This is a genomic window from Agarivorans sp. QJM3NY_29, assembly GCF_050870835.2.
Taxonomy (GTDB): domain Bacteria; phylum Pseudomonadota; class Gammaproteobacteria; order Enterobacterales; family Celerinatantimonadaceae; genus Agarivorans.
Window position 1 is genome coordinate 3,792,288 of the sequence record NZ_CP194036.2, and the last position, 14,995, is coordinate 3,807,282.

General features: G+C 45.5%; 11 protein-coding genes. 7 read left to right on the top strand and 4 right to left on the bottom strand.

All coding sequences use genetic code 11. The features are described from left to right. Positions 1-508 precede the first annotated feature (508 nt). Positions 509-1,435, bottom strand: a complete 927-nt coding sequence (locus ACRRS0_RS17250; RefSeq protein ID WP_432451981.1) for a LysR family transcriptional regulator — start codon at positions 1,433-1,435, stop codon at positions 509-511. 107 nt (positions 1,436-1,542) lie between these two features. Here ACRRS0_RS17250 and ACRRS0_RS17255 point away from each other — a divergent pair, with 107 nt between their 5' ends. The 3 genes from ACRRS0_RS17255 (at position 1,543) to ACRRS0_RS17265 (ending at position 4,414) form a co-directional block, all read left to right on the top strand. Next, positions 1,543-1,776 carry a hypothetical protein gene (locus ACRRS0_RS17255; RefSeq protein WP_432451980.1) on the top strand — a complete coding sequence of 78 codons (234 nt, stop codon included), beginning with the start codon at positions 1,543-1,545 and terminating at the stop codon, positions 1,774-1,776. Between the two features lie 2 nt (positions 1,777-1,778). After that, positions 1,779-2,708 (top strand): sodium-dependent bicarbonate transport family permease, encoded by a 930-nt coding sequence (locus tag ACRRS0_RS17260; RefSeq protein ID WP_432451979.1) that lies wholly within the window; start codon positions 1,779-1,781, stop codon positions 2,706-2,708. A gap of 350 nt (positions 2,709-3,058) precedes the next feature. Then, positions 3,059-4,414, top strand: coding sequence for a hypothetical protein (locus ACRRS0_RS17265; protein ID WP_432451978.1), 1,356 nt, complete (start codon positions 3,059-3,061; stop codon positions 4,412-4,414). A 340-nt stretch (positions 4,415-4,754) separates the two neighbouring features. Here the strand turns inward: ACRRS0_RS17265 and ACRRS0_RS17270 are convergent, their stop codons facing one another. Beyond that, entirely contained in the window at positions 4,755-5,939 is a 1,185-nt protein-coding gene (locus tag ACRRS0_RS17270) for an aromatic amino acid transaminase (protein WP_432451977.1), read from the bottom strand. A gap of 439 nt (positions 5,940-6,378) precedes the next feature. On the opposite strand from ACRRS0_RS17270, the gene ACRRS0_RS17275 reads away from it, so the two are divergent. Next, positions 6,379-6,657 (top strand): peptidylprolyl isomerase, encoded by a 279-nt coding sequence (locus ACRRS0_RS17275; protein WP_432451976.1) that lies wholly within the window; start codon positions 6,379-6,381, stop codon positions 6,655-6,657. Positions 6,658-6,777: 120 nt separating this feature from the next. Here ACRRS0_RS17275 and ACRRS0_RS17280 read toward each other — a convergent pair whose 3' ends face one another. Next, on the bottom strand, positions 6,778-8,538 hold the full coding sequence (locus tag ACRRS0_RS17280; RefSeq protein WP_432451975.1) for an alkaline phosphatase D family protein: 1,761 nt from the start codon (positions 8,536-8,538) through the stop codon (positions 6,778-6,780). 616 nt (positions 8,539-9,154) lie between these two features. Here ACRRS0_RS17280 and ACRRS0_RS17285 point away from each other — a divergent pair. Together ACRRS0_RS17285 and ACRRS0_RS17290 are read left to right on the top strand one after the other, a co-directional pair. Then, positions 9,155-9,328, top strand: coding sequence for an ATPase (locus ACRRS0_RS17285; protein ID WP_432451974.1), 174 nt, complete (start codon positions 9,155-9,157; stop codon positions 9,326-9,328). 352 nt (positions 9,329-9,680) lie between these two features. Beyond that, positions 9,681-11,015: a ferredoxin reductase family protein gene (locus ACRRS0_RS17290; protein WP_432451973.1), complete on the top strand. Its 1,335-nt coding sequence runs from the start codon at positions 9,681-9,683 to the stop codon at positions 11,013-11,015. Between the two features lie 192 nt (positions 11,016-11,207). Here ACRRS0_RS17290 and ACRRS0_RS17295 read toward each other — a convergent pair whose 3' ends face one another. Next, a complete protein-coding gene (locus ACRRS0_RS17295) occupies positions 11,208-13,292 on the bottom strand; it encodes an autotransporter-associated beta strand repeat-containing protein (RefSeq protein WP_432451972.1) in 2,085 nt (694 codons plus the stop codon). A 455-nt stretch (positions 13,293-13,747) separates the two neighbouring features. On the opposite strand from ACRRS0_RS17295, the gene ACRRS0_RS17300 reads away from it, so the two are divergent. Then, the gene (locus ACRRS0_RS17300) at positions 13,748-14,977 is read left to right on the top strand and encodes an aldose 1-epimerase family protein (protein WP_432451971.1); all 1,230 of its coding nucleotides are present in this window, start codon (positions 13,748-13,750) and stop codon (positions 14,975-14,977) included. Positions 14,978-14,995: the final 18 nt, after the last annotated feature.

Genomic DNA, 14,995 nt, shown 5'->3' on the forward strand with positions numbered 1-14,995 from the left:
TTCATCGGTGATTTAAATATAAGTCAACTATCAATTATGTTAGGGAATTAAGAGTATATTTGTCATTAATTAGCGACTCCCAACACAGTTTTCTAAATCAGCATCGATTCCTTAACATATGAAGGTCTATGAAATCATCCACGTTTACCACAGCCAGTCACGCAACCCCCTCAGCATGCCTCGCGCCTATTCATTTTTCATAGTCGATGTGTATTCAGACAACTCTTTGATCAATAGGCTTTGATATACTCATTTCGAAATACAGCCATCGGCATAGTTCTTAACGTGGTGAAATAACTTTTACGGCACAGACTCATCTCACGACTATCAGCAGTCACTCAGTGGCTTGCTCATTGATACCGACCCATTACAATAATAATGGCAAACAACAGTCCGAAGGGTTTGGCTAAATCACAATAGAATCGATAACAACAAAACCAACAAAATAAACAGCTTAGTTTGTATCGGGATATATAAAACCTGTGTCAGATAAGCCGATGCTCTAGACTCACTTGTCGAGTAATAATGAACCATGCTGTTTCACATATTGCAGAAACGTTTCTGCAATAGGCGACATCGGACGAGAACGTCGTCGAACTAGATACCATTGAGTGACTATTGGTAAATTTTCAACATTGACAATACTCAAGCCTTCTAAGCCGCCATAACTCAAGGTGTGTTCCGATAATATGGACACCCCAAGTTCCGACATCACCGCATATTTTATAGCTTCATTACTCTCAATCGTCATTCGTACATTCAATTGGCAGTTCTGCTGCCTTAAAAAACCATGAATCGCATGGGCGGTGCCAGAACCGGGTTCGCGCATTAAAAAAGGGTAGCTGACAAATTGCTCCAGAGAGACTTGTGCTTGTTCTGTTAAAGGGTGATGTTCTGGGGCAATCGCCAATAAGCGATTCGGTAGAAAATCGATCAACTCTAAATCGGGATCTTCAGGGGGGTGACTAAATACATAAAAGTCATCTTCGTCAGCAAAACTTCGCGTGATAGTTTCAGCGCGATTTCCCACCTTAAATTTGATGTTGATATTGGGGTATTGCTCTGAAAAATCGCCGACTAAACGGGGGATAAAGTATTGTGCAGTGGTCACCACCGACAACGAAAGCACCCCACTATCTAAGCCTTTAAACTTATCGAGTTTAATCTCAAGATACTTAAACTGTTTAAGGATCTCGCGCGCAGATTCTACAAGCATATTGCCCACTTCAGTAAAATGTAGCCTTTTCCCCGAAGTGTAATAAAGCGACATGCCGATAGTCGTTGCTAATTTATTCAGCTGCATCGACACCGTCGGTTGAGTGAGATGTAAAATTTCCGCAGCACGAGTGATACTGCCTTGCTCATGCACCACAACCAACAACTCTAGTTGGCGTACAGTTCCCACTTGAGAATGCGAACGATAAGGATTGTTCATATAACAACTCATAGACTTTTATCTATGTATATTATAGTTAATATCTAATTTTATCTATTATGATTGAAGTAGATAATCCTTGTTCCTATATCAACAGGGCTTATTCAATGACTAAAACTCAACTCTTGTTTGGCTTAAGTATCGGCTTAATATTAAGCGCCATTGGGATCACAACTTGGCAACAACAACTCACCAGTGCCGCATTACTCATGGTGGGACTTGGCCTTTGTGCCCTCAACTTAATATCTTGGTCAATTGAGCTGATCAAACAAACCAAGCAAAATATTCACCGACAAGCGCCACATGCCCTGACTAGCTCAAACTTCAACGGGAATCCCTAAGCATGCAAATCGATGTTGTTGTCGGCTTCTTCGTTTTAGGGGCATTCGCCAAACTGATAAAAAGCGATTTAAAATTACCCTCGGGCTTGTATCAAAGCTGCTTGATTTTTTTACTACTTGCCATTGGCCTGAAAGGCGGTATGGCATTACATTCCAACAGTAGTTTAGAGATCCTGCCACAATCACTCGCGGTGATGATCTTTGGTGCGCTATTACCCTTACTCGCTTTTCCAATATTGTATTTTATTGCAGGTTGGTCACGCTTAGATGCTGCCGCCACAGCGGCTCATTATGGCTCAATTAGTGTTGGCACCTATGCCGTCGCAGTTGCCTATGCTCAATCATTGGGGCTCGCTTATGAAGCCTATTTACCCCTATTTGTGGCGCTACTCGAAGTGCCAGCGATTGTAGTTGGAATTTTACTCGCGCAAAACCAATTCAAGTGGAAAGAAATGCTGCCAGTGCTACGTGAAGCACTATTGAATAAGGGGGTCATACTGCTGTTAGGTGGGCTTGCAATCGGCGCTTGGGCGGGGCCTAGAACGGCATCTATCATGCCATTTTTTGGCGAACTGTTTCATGGGATGCTGGCCTTGTTCCTTCTGGAAATGGGTCGTGTGGCGGCCGAACGGATCCGTGATATTCGTAAACAAAGTGCCTTTCTAATTAGTTTTGGTATCGCGATGCCGGTGATCGGTGGCTTTTTAGGCGCCATGCTTGGTGCCGCGATAGGCCTTTCGGTAGGCGGTACATGTTTGCTAGCGGTGTTAGGTAGCAGTGCCTCTTATATCGCAGTGCCAGCAGCCCTCGCAGTGGCGCTACCCAAAGCGAAGGTGAGTGTCGCCCTTACTGCCTCACTGGCGATTACTTTTCCCTTCAATGTATTGGTAGGGATCCCTGTTTACTTCGCATTAATTCAGCATTGGTTTTAAGTGAAGAATAAAAAGAGATAACCACAACAGAGTCATTTGAAGCGAAAAGTTTTAATCGGCGCAGCGCCTTACAGAGCCTGCGCCTGACTCCGCACCGCGTGATTTATCCCTATCCACATAAACCAAATGGTTCCGCGTCCGATAGCCGGCACCTCTTCCTAAAATAACGACAAGCAACAAACTCTTTAACTCACCACGTATCGGCTCAGTTACGCCAAGCGGTAACAAAAATAAACCCAGCGCTTAGCCAAGCCAACTAGTTGTATTATAATCAATATTACTAAGCCGCTTCATTTTCTCATTAAAAATGAAGCGGTTCCCTCTACTCGTATTTCTCTAAGGTTAGCTTATTGCCAAATATTCAGTTAAAACAAGAAGACAAGATGGTGGTGAAAATTAACCACCAAATGGAAATGCACACCCATCGACGGGTTGATGTGTACCTGTCCCTTCCCAAAGAAATGGGGATTAGTGCCAAAACATTAAAAGAAAGCAATTATTTTACCAGCAACGTCATCAGCAAACACAGTTATTACAGCCCTGGCTTACATTTGCCTTTATTGCAAAGCCGTTTTGCCAGCATGAATAATTTGGCCATCGAAGAGTACCGCGTCAACTTAAATCTGTTTGCTTATCAATATGCAATTGCACTCGACGTCGATTTAAAGCTGTTGTTAAAAGAGCAAGACATCGAAAATTTCTACAATCTTGCGAATAGTCTGATGGAGCAGAGTAGTTCTCTGCTGAAAAAGTTTCGCCGTAGCACCCCCACCGGAGCAGCCCAACTGGCTCACTTCGAAAATGCCGACAATTACTTATCTTGGCATACCGAGCAAGTATTTATGAAACTCATCGCAACTCGCCCTCGCAATGGTGAATTCTCAGAGCAACTGAAGCTTATCTTAGATTATACGCGAAGCGAGAAAAACTATCGTACCGAGCGAGCCTATAACTCGACAGCAACGATTAAAGACCCCAACCGAATTGCCAATAAGATGCGTTTAATTCGCCGCCTAATTGAGTACGGCGTTGTGTTTAAAGAAAAGACCTATGCCCTTGGCAATACCAGCCGAAAATTTGTCACTGGATTGGCAACAGCCTTAATCATGGTGGTGGTATTAAGTTTAATCATCAAGACTCAGGGAGCCTTAAGTGGTTTAACGGCTTTAATGGTAGTTGTACTTGCCACCATTTATGGGGTGAGGGAGGTCTTTAAAGAAGACTTAAAAAATGCCCTGTGGCGATGGATTAGCAAAGGACGAGCAAAATGGTCTAGAGAACTACACGATAGCGCAAACAATACCTTGATTGCCAAGCAAAAAATTTGGCTCGATTATATTAGAACCAAACATTTACCAGTGCCAGTGGCCGATATACTCGCCCACCGCCATCGCCGTAATCGCCAAGCTGAAGAATTACTCCACTACCGGATAGAAAGCCGGGTGTTTGGCCGTAATTTTAGGGCTGGTTATAGCGCGATTAACGAATCCTTGTACTTCAATTTAAGACCCTTCGCTCGTTATTTGGAAGGAGGGCGAGGCGTCGTTTATCAAGAAGACAAGGGGAAAATATCCAAAGAATCCATCGAACGTCGTTATCAAATTAATCTGATATTGGCCATCGCCGATGGTGATCAAGAACCAATTTACCAACGCTATAAAATCACCTTAAATCGTAGCAAAATCGCTGATATTGAAGCGGCATGAAGGCTTTTCTTGCTCAGCCCGGTCGCGAACTAAATCAAATACCAATCTGACGAATGATATAATCGGCTTATTGCACAGAATAAATCTGCCGATAACGAGGAGTGAAGCGCAATAATTCATGGTTCTAGTCCCACGATTCAGAATGCAACTAGCGGTGATATCTAGGCCAGCAAGAGTAAACAGATAATTAGTGGGATTGATATAAGCCCAGATAGATCGACATTGATCGCAAACAATATCCAAGAGCAACGCTGCGGCTATCCATTCGAGGAAAGCCGCTCAAAATGTTCACAATAGGGCCTGCAAAGCTTACAGTTACCAGCTTAGCCCGCGGTAGTCGCTAAGCACCAACCGCCAAACAAGCACTCACTAATTGCGGAATCGACTGCTGCGCTAGCCCTGCAATATTGATCCGGCCACCACCCACAATGTAAATGCCATACTGTTCACGCAACTGTTCGGTTTGCTCAAAACTAAAACCAGTGAGCGAAAACATTCCTTGATGAGCACTTAAATAATCAAAGCGCTCACTGTTAGATTGTGTTCTAAACTCTTCGGCTAAGGCTTGGCGAAGGCCGCGCATTCGAACACTCATAACATTCAGTTCTTGTTGCCACAAATCTCGCAATTGCTCATCCCCTAAAATTTCGCTCACAATTGCAGCCCCCCAATTTGGTGGCATAGTGTAACTACGTCGAGCCAATTCAAATAATTTACCTCGCGCATTCATCGCTTGCTGTAAACTTTTCCCAACCACAATGGCTGCGCCAGTCCGCTCACGGTAAAGGCCAAAGTTTTTTGAATTAGAACAAGTCATGACTAATTCAGGTAAACTGTCAGCTAACAGTCGAAGCCCTGCGATATCTTCGTCGACCCCTTGACCAAAGCCCTGATAAGCCAAATCGATAAAAGGCAAAAATCCATGATTTAACGCCAACTGATTAATCTGCTGCCAAGCCGCATAAGAAATATCGGCACCAGTAGGATTATGACAGCACCCGTGGAGCAACAATACATCCTTAGGGCCTAGCTTCGCCACCTGTTCTAACATTGCGGCTTCATCAACCTGCTTAGTCTGCGGGTTAAAGTAAGGATAATAGGCGACCTTCAAACCTGCCGCTTCCATGATCGGTTGGTGATTCACATAACTAGGCGTTGATACCCACACCGTCGCATCAGGGCGAATACTGGCGATTAAATCGGCTAACAAACGCAAGCCACCACTGGCGCCCGGCGTTTGCATAGCAATAGAGCGAGCATGCGCAGCCGTATCGCCTAACAAGAGATCTAATATGGCTTGGTTATAACTTTGGTTTCCAGCTAAGCCCAGATAGGCTTGAGTGGTTTGCGCCGCTAACAAACGCTCCGAAGCCAAAGTGACCGCCTGCATCACAGGAGTAATGCCCTGCTCGTTACGGTAAACGCCAATACCTAAGTCGAGTTTATTAGGACGAGGATCCTGCTGGTAGGCAACGCCTAAAGATAAAATAGGATCGTCTTTGGCTTGGTCGATGGCTTCAAACATGGGGCTTCCTTTTAGTAAATGCCTTGAATAACAGCAAAAATGCTTCATCTATATATCAGACATCTGCACAACTGGCTAGAACGAATATACACCTTAGCTAAACTCACCTCATGATATGCTCAAAATAGCCCTTGATAAGACCAGCATCGAAGCCAAAACAAGCTTGGCCTATGCACTAAATCTGCATTCAATTGGTGATTCATATTGACCTGCTAGTTAAAATCATTTTCCTAGTACCGATATGGCTCCTCTGTAACCAGTCAATCATCCAGAGATAGCCATCAAACTCAATCGCCGAAAGTCAGACCGATAATGGTAAAAGCCTCCGCGAATTTGACAGCTCAGTAAGTTTGCAACTAAAGTTGCACACTCTCACTGCAGATCATCGTACTCGCTTGGTGTGTAGTGCTCATCATTTCAATAGATTTAAGGAACGTTCATGGCTAGAGCAAGTGCTCGTCACATTTTGGTTGATAGCGAACAACAGTGTTTAGAACTGAAACAGCAAATCGAGAATGGCGCAGCCTTCACCGAAATTGCAAAGCAACATTCGAGTTGCCCATCAGGCGCCAATGGCGGTGAACTCGGCGAGTTTGGCCAAGGCGACATGGTGCCAGAATTTGATCAGGTGGTATTTAACGAAGCGCTCAACACCGTTCATGGCCCAATCAAAACCCAATTTGGTTATCATCTGCTAGAAATAACCAGCCGCAGTTAAGTTCAAACGGTTCCATAAAGCCTTGGTGATTGCCAAGGCTTTTTTTAACCGCCGGAGTTGGTGCAGATTTACAGTGTTTAATGCTGTCTATACCACTCAACCATATATCACAGCTTATATTTAAGACATCGTGAGGCCAGCTTGACCCGCTGTCGTTGTTGCTCTCATTTGGCGTGCAGTTAATGGCTGATAATGAGTGGATAAAATCGTATCCACAAAATACCAATCTGCACTGGCGCTGGTTTGACTAAAAGTCACCGTTAAGAAACCACGATTATTAACATTCATATATTTTAAACCGTCAATTAAAGAAACCAGGCCCGCCTCAACATTCGGCACCGCAGCTTCATCAATGGCTAAATACTCTTCTAAGCCGGGAGAGCTCACCGATGAAGTGGCAAACTCGACTCCAACAACCGCTGAACTTGCGTCACTTAAATCGTTAGCCCAAGCATTATGTGTATCCCCGGCTAACACCACTAAATTTTTTGATTGCTGCTTAAAGAGTTGTAATATTGCTTCACGCTCATCAGCGTAGCCATCCCAAGCATCCAAGTTATAGGGAATATTCGGCAACTGTAACTGAGCGAGCACTTCAGTGGTCAATTTGTCAGCGTTAGCGGCTAAGTAAGACAATTCGTCGGCAGTTAAACTAGGATCGCCAGCGTTTGCACGTGCGGCCAGCTGAGCCAAAGCGCCCAATGAGGCATAGCTTTCAACCGACATTAAACCCAGTACGATCGCTGCCGGTAGGTGCATTTTCCCCATTAAGACTTGCTGACCTAATACCTGCCAGCGGGCACCACTAGCCGAGACGTTATCTTGCAACCATTGAAGCTGTTCACTACCAATCATGGTACGTGTTGGATCACTCAGGTCACTGGTCAGCGTGGTTTGATCCAAACTCCCGGTCGCAGCATCGAAGTAATCCGCGTAATCGAGTTGCTTGTCTCTTGCTAAGACCCGGGTATCTAACATATGTAAATCGACTAAATCACCAAAGCTAAAGCTTCGGTATATTTCCTGATAATTCCCTTCAGTCCACGGCCGGATCGGAAGCCATTCGAAATACGCTTGTAAGGCCCCCAGTTTACGCTCTTCAAAATCACCTTCGCCATCATTGTGATTTTCGGCCCCCTCACGCCAGGTATCATTCGCGACCTCATGATCATCCCAAACGCATATAAAAGGCACTTGTGCATGTAGTTTTTGTAGGCTTAAATCCGTGTGATATTGAGCATAGCGAGTACGGTAATCACTCAGTGTAAATAACTCTCCAACCGGCAATACTTGGCGATCGATTTGCTCTGCATTAGCACTGGCATAGCCGCCTCTCGGATATTCATAAATATAGTCCCCAAGGTGCAATACGGCATCTAAGTCTTGATGCTGCGCGGCCAAATCATAAACATTAAAATACCCCGCAGGATAGTTAGAGCAAGACATTACCGCCAGTTTAACCGAGCTTGGAGAACCTTGTACTAAGGTGCGGGTTTTCCCCACCGGCGATTGACGCCCTGCGCTAATAAAACGATAAAAATAGCGACTCCCAGCTTCTAAACCAATCACATCCACCTTGACCGTATAATCGCGAGATGCATTGGTTACCATTTGCCCATTGCTCACCAATTGAGTAAACGCCTCATCGCTGGCCACTTCCCAGGAAACGGTAATATCTCCCGCATACGCGGGCGTAACTCGAGTCCATAGGATCACCGCATCGGCCAGTGGATCACCACTTGCCACACCATGGGTAAACTCAACCGGTATTGCCGACTCTTGACTGCTACCACAGCCCATTAAACCATAAGAAATTACTGCTGCGCCTGCGCCTTTGGCAGACATGATTAAAAAATCACGACGAGAAAGTGAAGCTGTCATTACTACTCCATTAGCATTAAATAAATAGTGGTCAGATGACTAACAGCGCTTAGTGTGGGAGGTGAATATGACAACTTAATTAAGTACTATAAATAAATCTAAGTAATTATTTTTATCATTTAGAGTCCATGAATGAGCGATAATGGCCTATCGGTGCATGTTGCTTCGAAACCAAATCTGTAATCGCAGCGAAAACTCTAAAATAGAGCTTTCTAAGCAACGACTTTGCAACTTTCCCATCCAACATAAAGAGAATAAATTCAGCCGCAGCTTTCTTACTAGAGCGATCCTTGATGGATTTGGCACTGATCCCGCTGCACAACTGAATGCTGCTCAAGCAAGCGCCGAAATCATCATTAAGGGTCAAATGCACTTCGATAACAAGCGGCTCGAAGTTCGATGTCGCGCCTCCAATATTTGCTTTTTCAAAACCACAAAACGGTCTGCTTACCTTACCAGGGATCGTGTTTTCTAATCAATTTAAGATCGATCAAGGACTTATTCGATAACGCTAATACAGCTAAGCCTGCCCTGAGGGTTTGGAATAAAAGCAGTGCAATGATCAAACAAATTACTGGTATACTTATGCGATTAGTTTTAGCAACGAGACCAGTACATGTTAGACAATCTTAAAATCCCCGAAAACATAGAGCAGGAACCTGAACTCCCCATTCCTAGTATCGAAGAGCAGAAAAAAATTGTCGCAGAGTTAAAACGCTTAGAAGAAGCTGGTGAACTCACGCCGGAAATTCTCGAGGCCTACATGACCGGCAAACGTAAGCCTGAGTAATCTTCTTCGCTTCATAGGGATAAACAAATGCCATCCAATCGTTTATCCCTAAGCGTCAATCATTAAACAATGTACTCAGCCTGAATATATATCTTCCACATCCCCCCTTCATTGATTCTCTGTATCGATAATTCCACCAAGTAAACTCAGGCTAAAATCAACATTCAGTTCATATCATTCAACATGTCGCGACTCATGATTGCCGTTGAGCATTACCAAACAACTATTCCCTGTGAACATCAATCTATCCGCCGCAAAAATAGCTGACGTTTTACATTTCTTTACATAGCTTGACGTTTTACAAGATTGTATTCAGTAAACTTAAAGTGACGATATGTATTTGGGAACCACCATGAAAAAGCTTTATTATGCTGTAGCGCTATTGTTAATCGTTTTGTCAGCATTTTGGTTACAAGCCGAGCCTCAGCTCTGGTCCTATGACAACTTCTTTCAATATCGCTCGGCGCTGGTGCAATATAGTGGCATGCTCGCATTGGCGTTAATGACTCTAACGATGATCCTGGCTTTAAGGTTAGCCTTTGTAGAAAGGCTCACTCAGGGTTTAGATAAATCGTATCGCCTGCATAAATGGTTGGGCATAGCGGCCTTGGTGACCGGGATCTGCCACTGGTTATTGTCGATTATTCCACGATACTTAGTGAGCTGGGAAATTCTCAGTCGGCCAAGTCGCTCACATGGTCCACGCAACCCCGATTCCTTCTATGCCGTCATTCAACCGCTACGCCATACCGCCGAAGATATTGGTGAATGGGCTTTCTATGCCTTCGTTATTCTGGCGGCGATTGCCTTAATTAGCGCGATCCGTTACAACAAATTTAAACTATCCCACCGTTTGATGTCGCTCTGTTATTTGGCGATTGCGATGCATTCGCTCATATTAATTAAACACAGTTATTGGCCTTACCCAATCACCTATATTTGTATCGGTCTTGCTGTCTTAGGCTCTTTGGCCGCACTTTGGAGTTTATTGGGCTTGATCGGTAAGTCCCGTCAACATCAGGCGCGTATTACCAAACTTGATTTTGCTCCCGATAATCGAGTACTGGCGCTGCAACTTGCAGTCCCGTCCTGGCAAGGCCATCAGAGCGGACAGTTTGCCTTTTTACGTTTTGCCGGTGAGCCACCTCACCCCTTTACCATTGCATCCACCAGTAATAACAGTGGGCAACTGCGGTTCTTAATCAAAGAACTCGGCGATTTTACCTGCCGCCTGAAAGAGCGCTTAACAGTGGGCGATGAGCTTCGAGTCGAGGGTCCCTATGGCTATTTGGCATTTAAAAATCCGGCGCCTCAGCTTTGGATCGCCGGCGGCATTGGCATTGCCGCATTTGAAGCCATCTTGGAGGAACGTCAGTCCTGTAAAGATAGTCCAGATGCGATCCTTTATTATTGTACCAGCGCCCCCAATCAGGCCTTGATTGAGAACTTAATTGAACAAGCGCAACGCGCTCGGGTCGACCTGCGGATCATCAACCGCTGTAAACAGCAAGCAATATTGCCTGCGCGGCTCAGTGTCGCCCAACTTCAGGCAGAGGTGGGGGATCTATTCGCTCGTAAAACCTGGTTCTGCGGCCCCAGTGCTTTTTCCGGCGATCTGCGACGTGACTTCGCCGCCATCCACTATCCACTCAAACACTTCCACGAAGAACTTTTTGAAATGCGCTAAACCACGTCGCTCCCCACGTCGATGCCAAAGGGACCCGCCAGGGTCCCTTATGTCAACGCGCCAGATCTCTGGTCTGCAACGGCTTTACCCAAGTACCGAGGGCCAGCGCTTCGAGCTGCCCCTCACATCATAAGACCTGCATGCAAGAACATTCAAGCCTCTGGCGAGCCAGCTTACGGCTGCTCAAGCGACTTAGAGAATATGAGCGATCACCGCCTGATTACGGTACTCAAGCCGCAGCTCAATATCTCCGGCATCCACTCGAGTAAACTCACCATAGCGCTGACCGGCCTCAATGAGAGGAATTACATCACCTGCGTTTAAGTCCAGCGCGCTTAAATCCAAGTGGAGTTCTCCCCCCTCAATAAACAACTGCTTCACAACATTGACCGGCGTAAAATCAGCCCCTGGCACCAACTTTAAAATCCCGCCTTCCTGAGTAAAGTGACCAGCAATATTTAAAGGCTCGCTCAGAGCCACGCTTAGACCGCCATCTAACAAATAAACATCACCGGAACCTAGCGCATGAGCACTCTCGGCAACAATCCTACCCTGCTCAATTAAGCTGCCGCCGCGGTAAGAATTATTTCCGGCAAGATGCAAGCTGCCCGAGCCCTGCTTGGTGAGTTTGCCGGCCCCGCTGATATCGTTATACCACCAATCCCGAGCGTGAAAACCGCCCTTACGCGCATCCATATTAACCGTTACATCGCCGATAAATGCCCCATAACCATCGGCAGCGGTGACTAAGTCAAGCCGGCCCCAACCTTTGCTGTCATCTAAAATAGGGTAACCGGAATCGAGCGCCGTGGTATATAACACCGCACGACGTTGCATATCACTCAGATAGGGCTGGCGAGTCTCTAACAAACGTTCCGCACCTTCCGGGATCTCTGGCGCTTGACCCGCAAGTTGAAGGTTTTGGCTAAACCCGTAGCTTAAACGTTCACGATAAACCCGTTTATTCGCCTGACGATCTGCATAGCGATTATTATTCCCAACCTCGACAATAATGTTATCGCCATCAATAAAACCTAACTCATGTTCGACCCAGCGATGTGCGTAATCATACAGCTCTAGTCCTTCAGCTTGCGCTTGCCCAGCAAAATACGCTTGCGCTTGCTGATAGGCAGCTTGTGCATTCTGATAGATGTGGTCCTGACCTAAGGCATAGGCCGCAATCGTTTGAAAATGTATCCGCGCGCCCATAACATCTAAGGGAGAATGCATTCCGGTAATGATTCGGTTCTCACCCAATTGTGAGCCACGAGTCAACAGCTCTGCATAACGCTGCGGGAAGGCGTAGGCGTAGGCCATGGCTGCCAAATAACCCGCATTGGTATGGCCACTGGGGTAACCACCGTCCTTGCGACGATTTTCCCCTTCATCAGTTAAGGGATCATTTCCATGATGCCGAGCGGCGCAGCGCAGACCCGGCAATACCTTCACCGGACTCTGATACCAGTCGTAAATTCTTTGCTCGGTGCTGCCATCCTGTTGTTCACAGTGATGAAGATAGGTCCCCAGATAGTCAACTTCTCCAGATGCCGTCATCCGCCAGGGCCGAGGACTAGAGAAAATATATTTAGAACCATTCGCCGAAGCTGGCGAATTTTGGCGAAAATCGTTCACCAACTGCACCACTGCGCCGAGGTCGGCGTGAATATCACCTGAGTAATCGCCACCATCATTATGAACCGCAAAGAAGTTCTCATTTTCAAGCACATCGCTCACCCGTGGAACATCCAGATCGACATAGGCACCACTCCCCGCAAGGTAGGCATGAGTCAGGGGACCAAAACCATCGATGACGCTGTAGTTTTTACTACGCCGATCATCGGAATAACTCTCGATGGCTTGTTCCGGGGTTCGCTGCTCGGTCACTTGCAACACGTAGCTCATATTATGTCGCCAGGCATCGGCATCGATGATCTTTTGCTCCTTGAAGCTTTCCGGCCCATCACCATTTGCATCATTTTGCCAGCCCGATAAGCCCAGGTGCCAGATACGATTAAATCCATTTAAGATGGTGGCTACAGGGTTGTGCTCAATCATAAACCGTTCGGGATCTTGAGCATTATGCTCGGCATGCTCGACGACTGGCAAAGGATAAACGCGAGACGGAATCGCCACATCGAGTTCATGGCCCACTCCTTCAGGCTTATTTGGCTTCGTCGGCGAAGGGGATGAAGAGCTAGAAAAATTACAGCCCAGCAGACTAAGCATCAGCAGTGAAGCCAGGCTCAATTGTATTTTATGGTTTGCAAATGTTGTCATATTTTTTGTCAGCAATAAGTAAGTGATAAATTTGAAGAGCCAAGACCTTATATGCCGAATATGACCCGACCATTGCAAAAAAGTAAAAACCAATCCAGCAAAGGTAAAATCCATAAAAAATAATATAAACAATTGATATAAATAGAAATATTTTATTTTTTGGTGGCTTATTAATGCCTAAAACGCAACGAAACCTGAATAATCAGGCCCGACCAAGCGGTGCCTTTACAACACCCGGATAAATAACTGAGCCAAGCGCTCTGTCGCCCTTTCGACCAGCCAAGTGAAATGCTGCTGAAAGTGATTCAGCAATCAATTATCACACTGTGTTGCTTGCTGAACCTTGCTGAAATCACGTTCACTCATTCTCTTATTGAATAAATCATCGGTAAGCGTATGGTCTTGCTGAATCGATTCAGTTATGTGTACTTAGATAATTAATGAAGGAATATTCAATGAACATTAAATACTCGTTAGCTGCTGTTGCTCTAGGTTTATGCTCTGCAAATGCTTACTCAGCCGAATTCCTACTCACCGACTCCAGCTCGTCTTTAGATGTAGGGGACTGGAAAGTAAGCAGTGCCTCTCTTGGCTATCAAAGTGATACCCCATTCTCGATTGAAAAACGCAGCCTAAAGGGTGGCAAACAAACCGGTGTCGATGTATTGGTCATCAATAATGGAGAAATGTCGATTACCCTTGTGCCGACTCGCGGCATGGGGATCTACAATGTACAAATGGATGGTAAACGCATTCTAGGTTGGACTTCACCAGTCAAAGAAATTGTAAACCCCGCCTTCATTGACTTAGAGAGTCGCGGCGGTTTGGGTTGGTTAGATGGTTTTAATGAAATGTTAGTCCGCTGCGGCTATGAATGGACGGGCCACCCGGGCGTTGACGATAATGGTCAATTGCTCAGCCTGCATGGCCGCTTACAGAACACCCCAGCTTCCACAGTAAAAGTGATTATTGACGATACCCCCCCTCACAAAATTACCATTCAGGGTGAAGTGAGCGAACGGACCTTTAAAAAAGCAGAGCTGGTCACCATGACTGAGTTTCAGGTGACGCCAGGTGCAAACAGCTTCTCCTTGCACGACAGTCTCACCAATAAAGCCGATTATGATGATGAATACCAAATCATTTATCACTCCAACTTTGGTCGTCCTATTTTGGAAAAAGGCGCCAAAGTCACTGCTGCCGCCAAGGAAATATCGCCATTTAATAGTTATGCCAAAGCTGGACTCAAAGATTGGCAAACTTATTTAGGCCCCACCAAAGACTATGACGAAATGGTCTTCAATTTGAAACCCATCGGCGATAAACAAGGCAACAGCTTGGTGGTGCTGCACAATAAACAGGGTAATCAGGGAGTTGCGGTTGGCTATAACGTAAAACAATTGCCCGTATTAACACTGTGGAAAAATACCGATACCGACCAACAGGGTTACGTCACTGGTATTGAGCCCGGCACTAGTTATGCCTATAACACCAAATTTCAACGTCCGCTTGGTTTAGTTCCCACCATCAAAGCAGGAGAAACTAAACACTTTGATGTGAGCTATACGGTTTTACGGAATAAACAAGAAGTGAAGTCTTCTTTAGCTCAAATTAAAAATATTCAAAAAGGCACAGAGCTGAAGCAAAGCATGGACTTAATCGTCGACTTGGATAAAGTTCAATAAGCGACGCTTATCATTCAT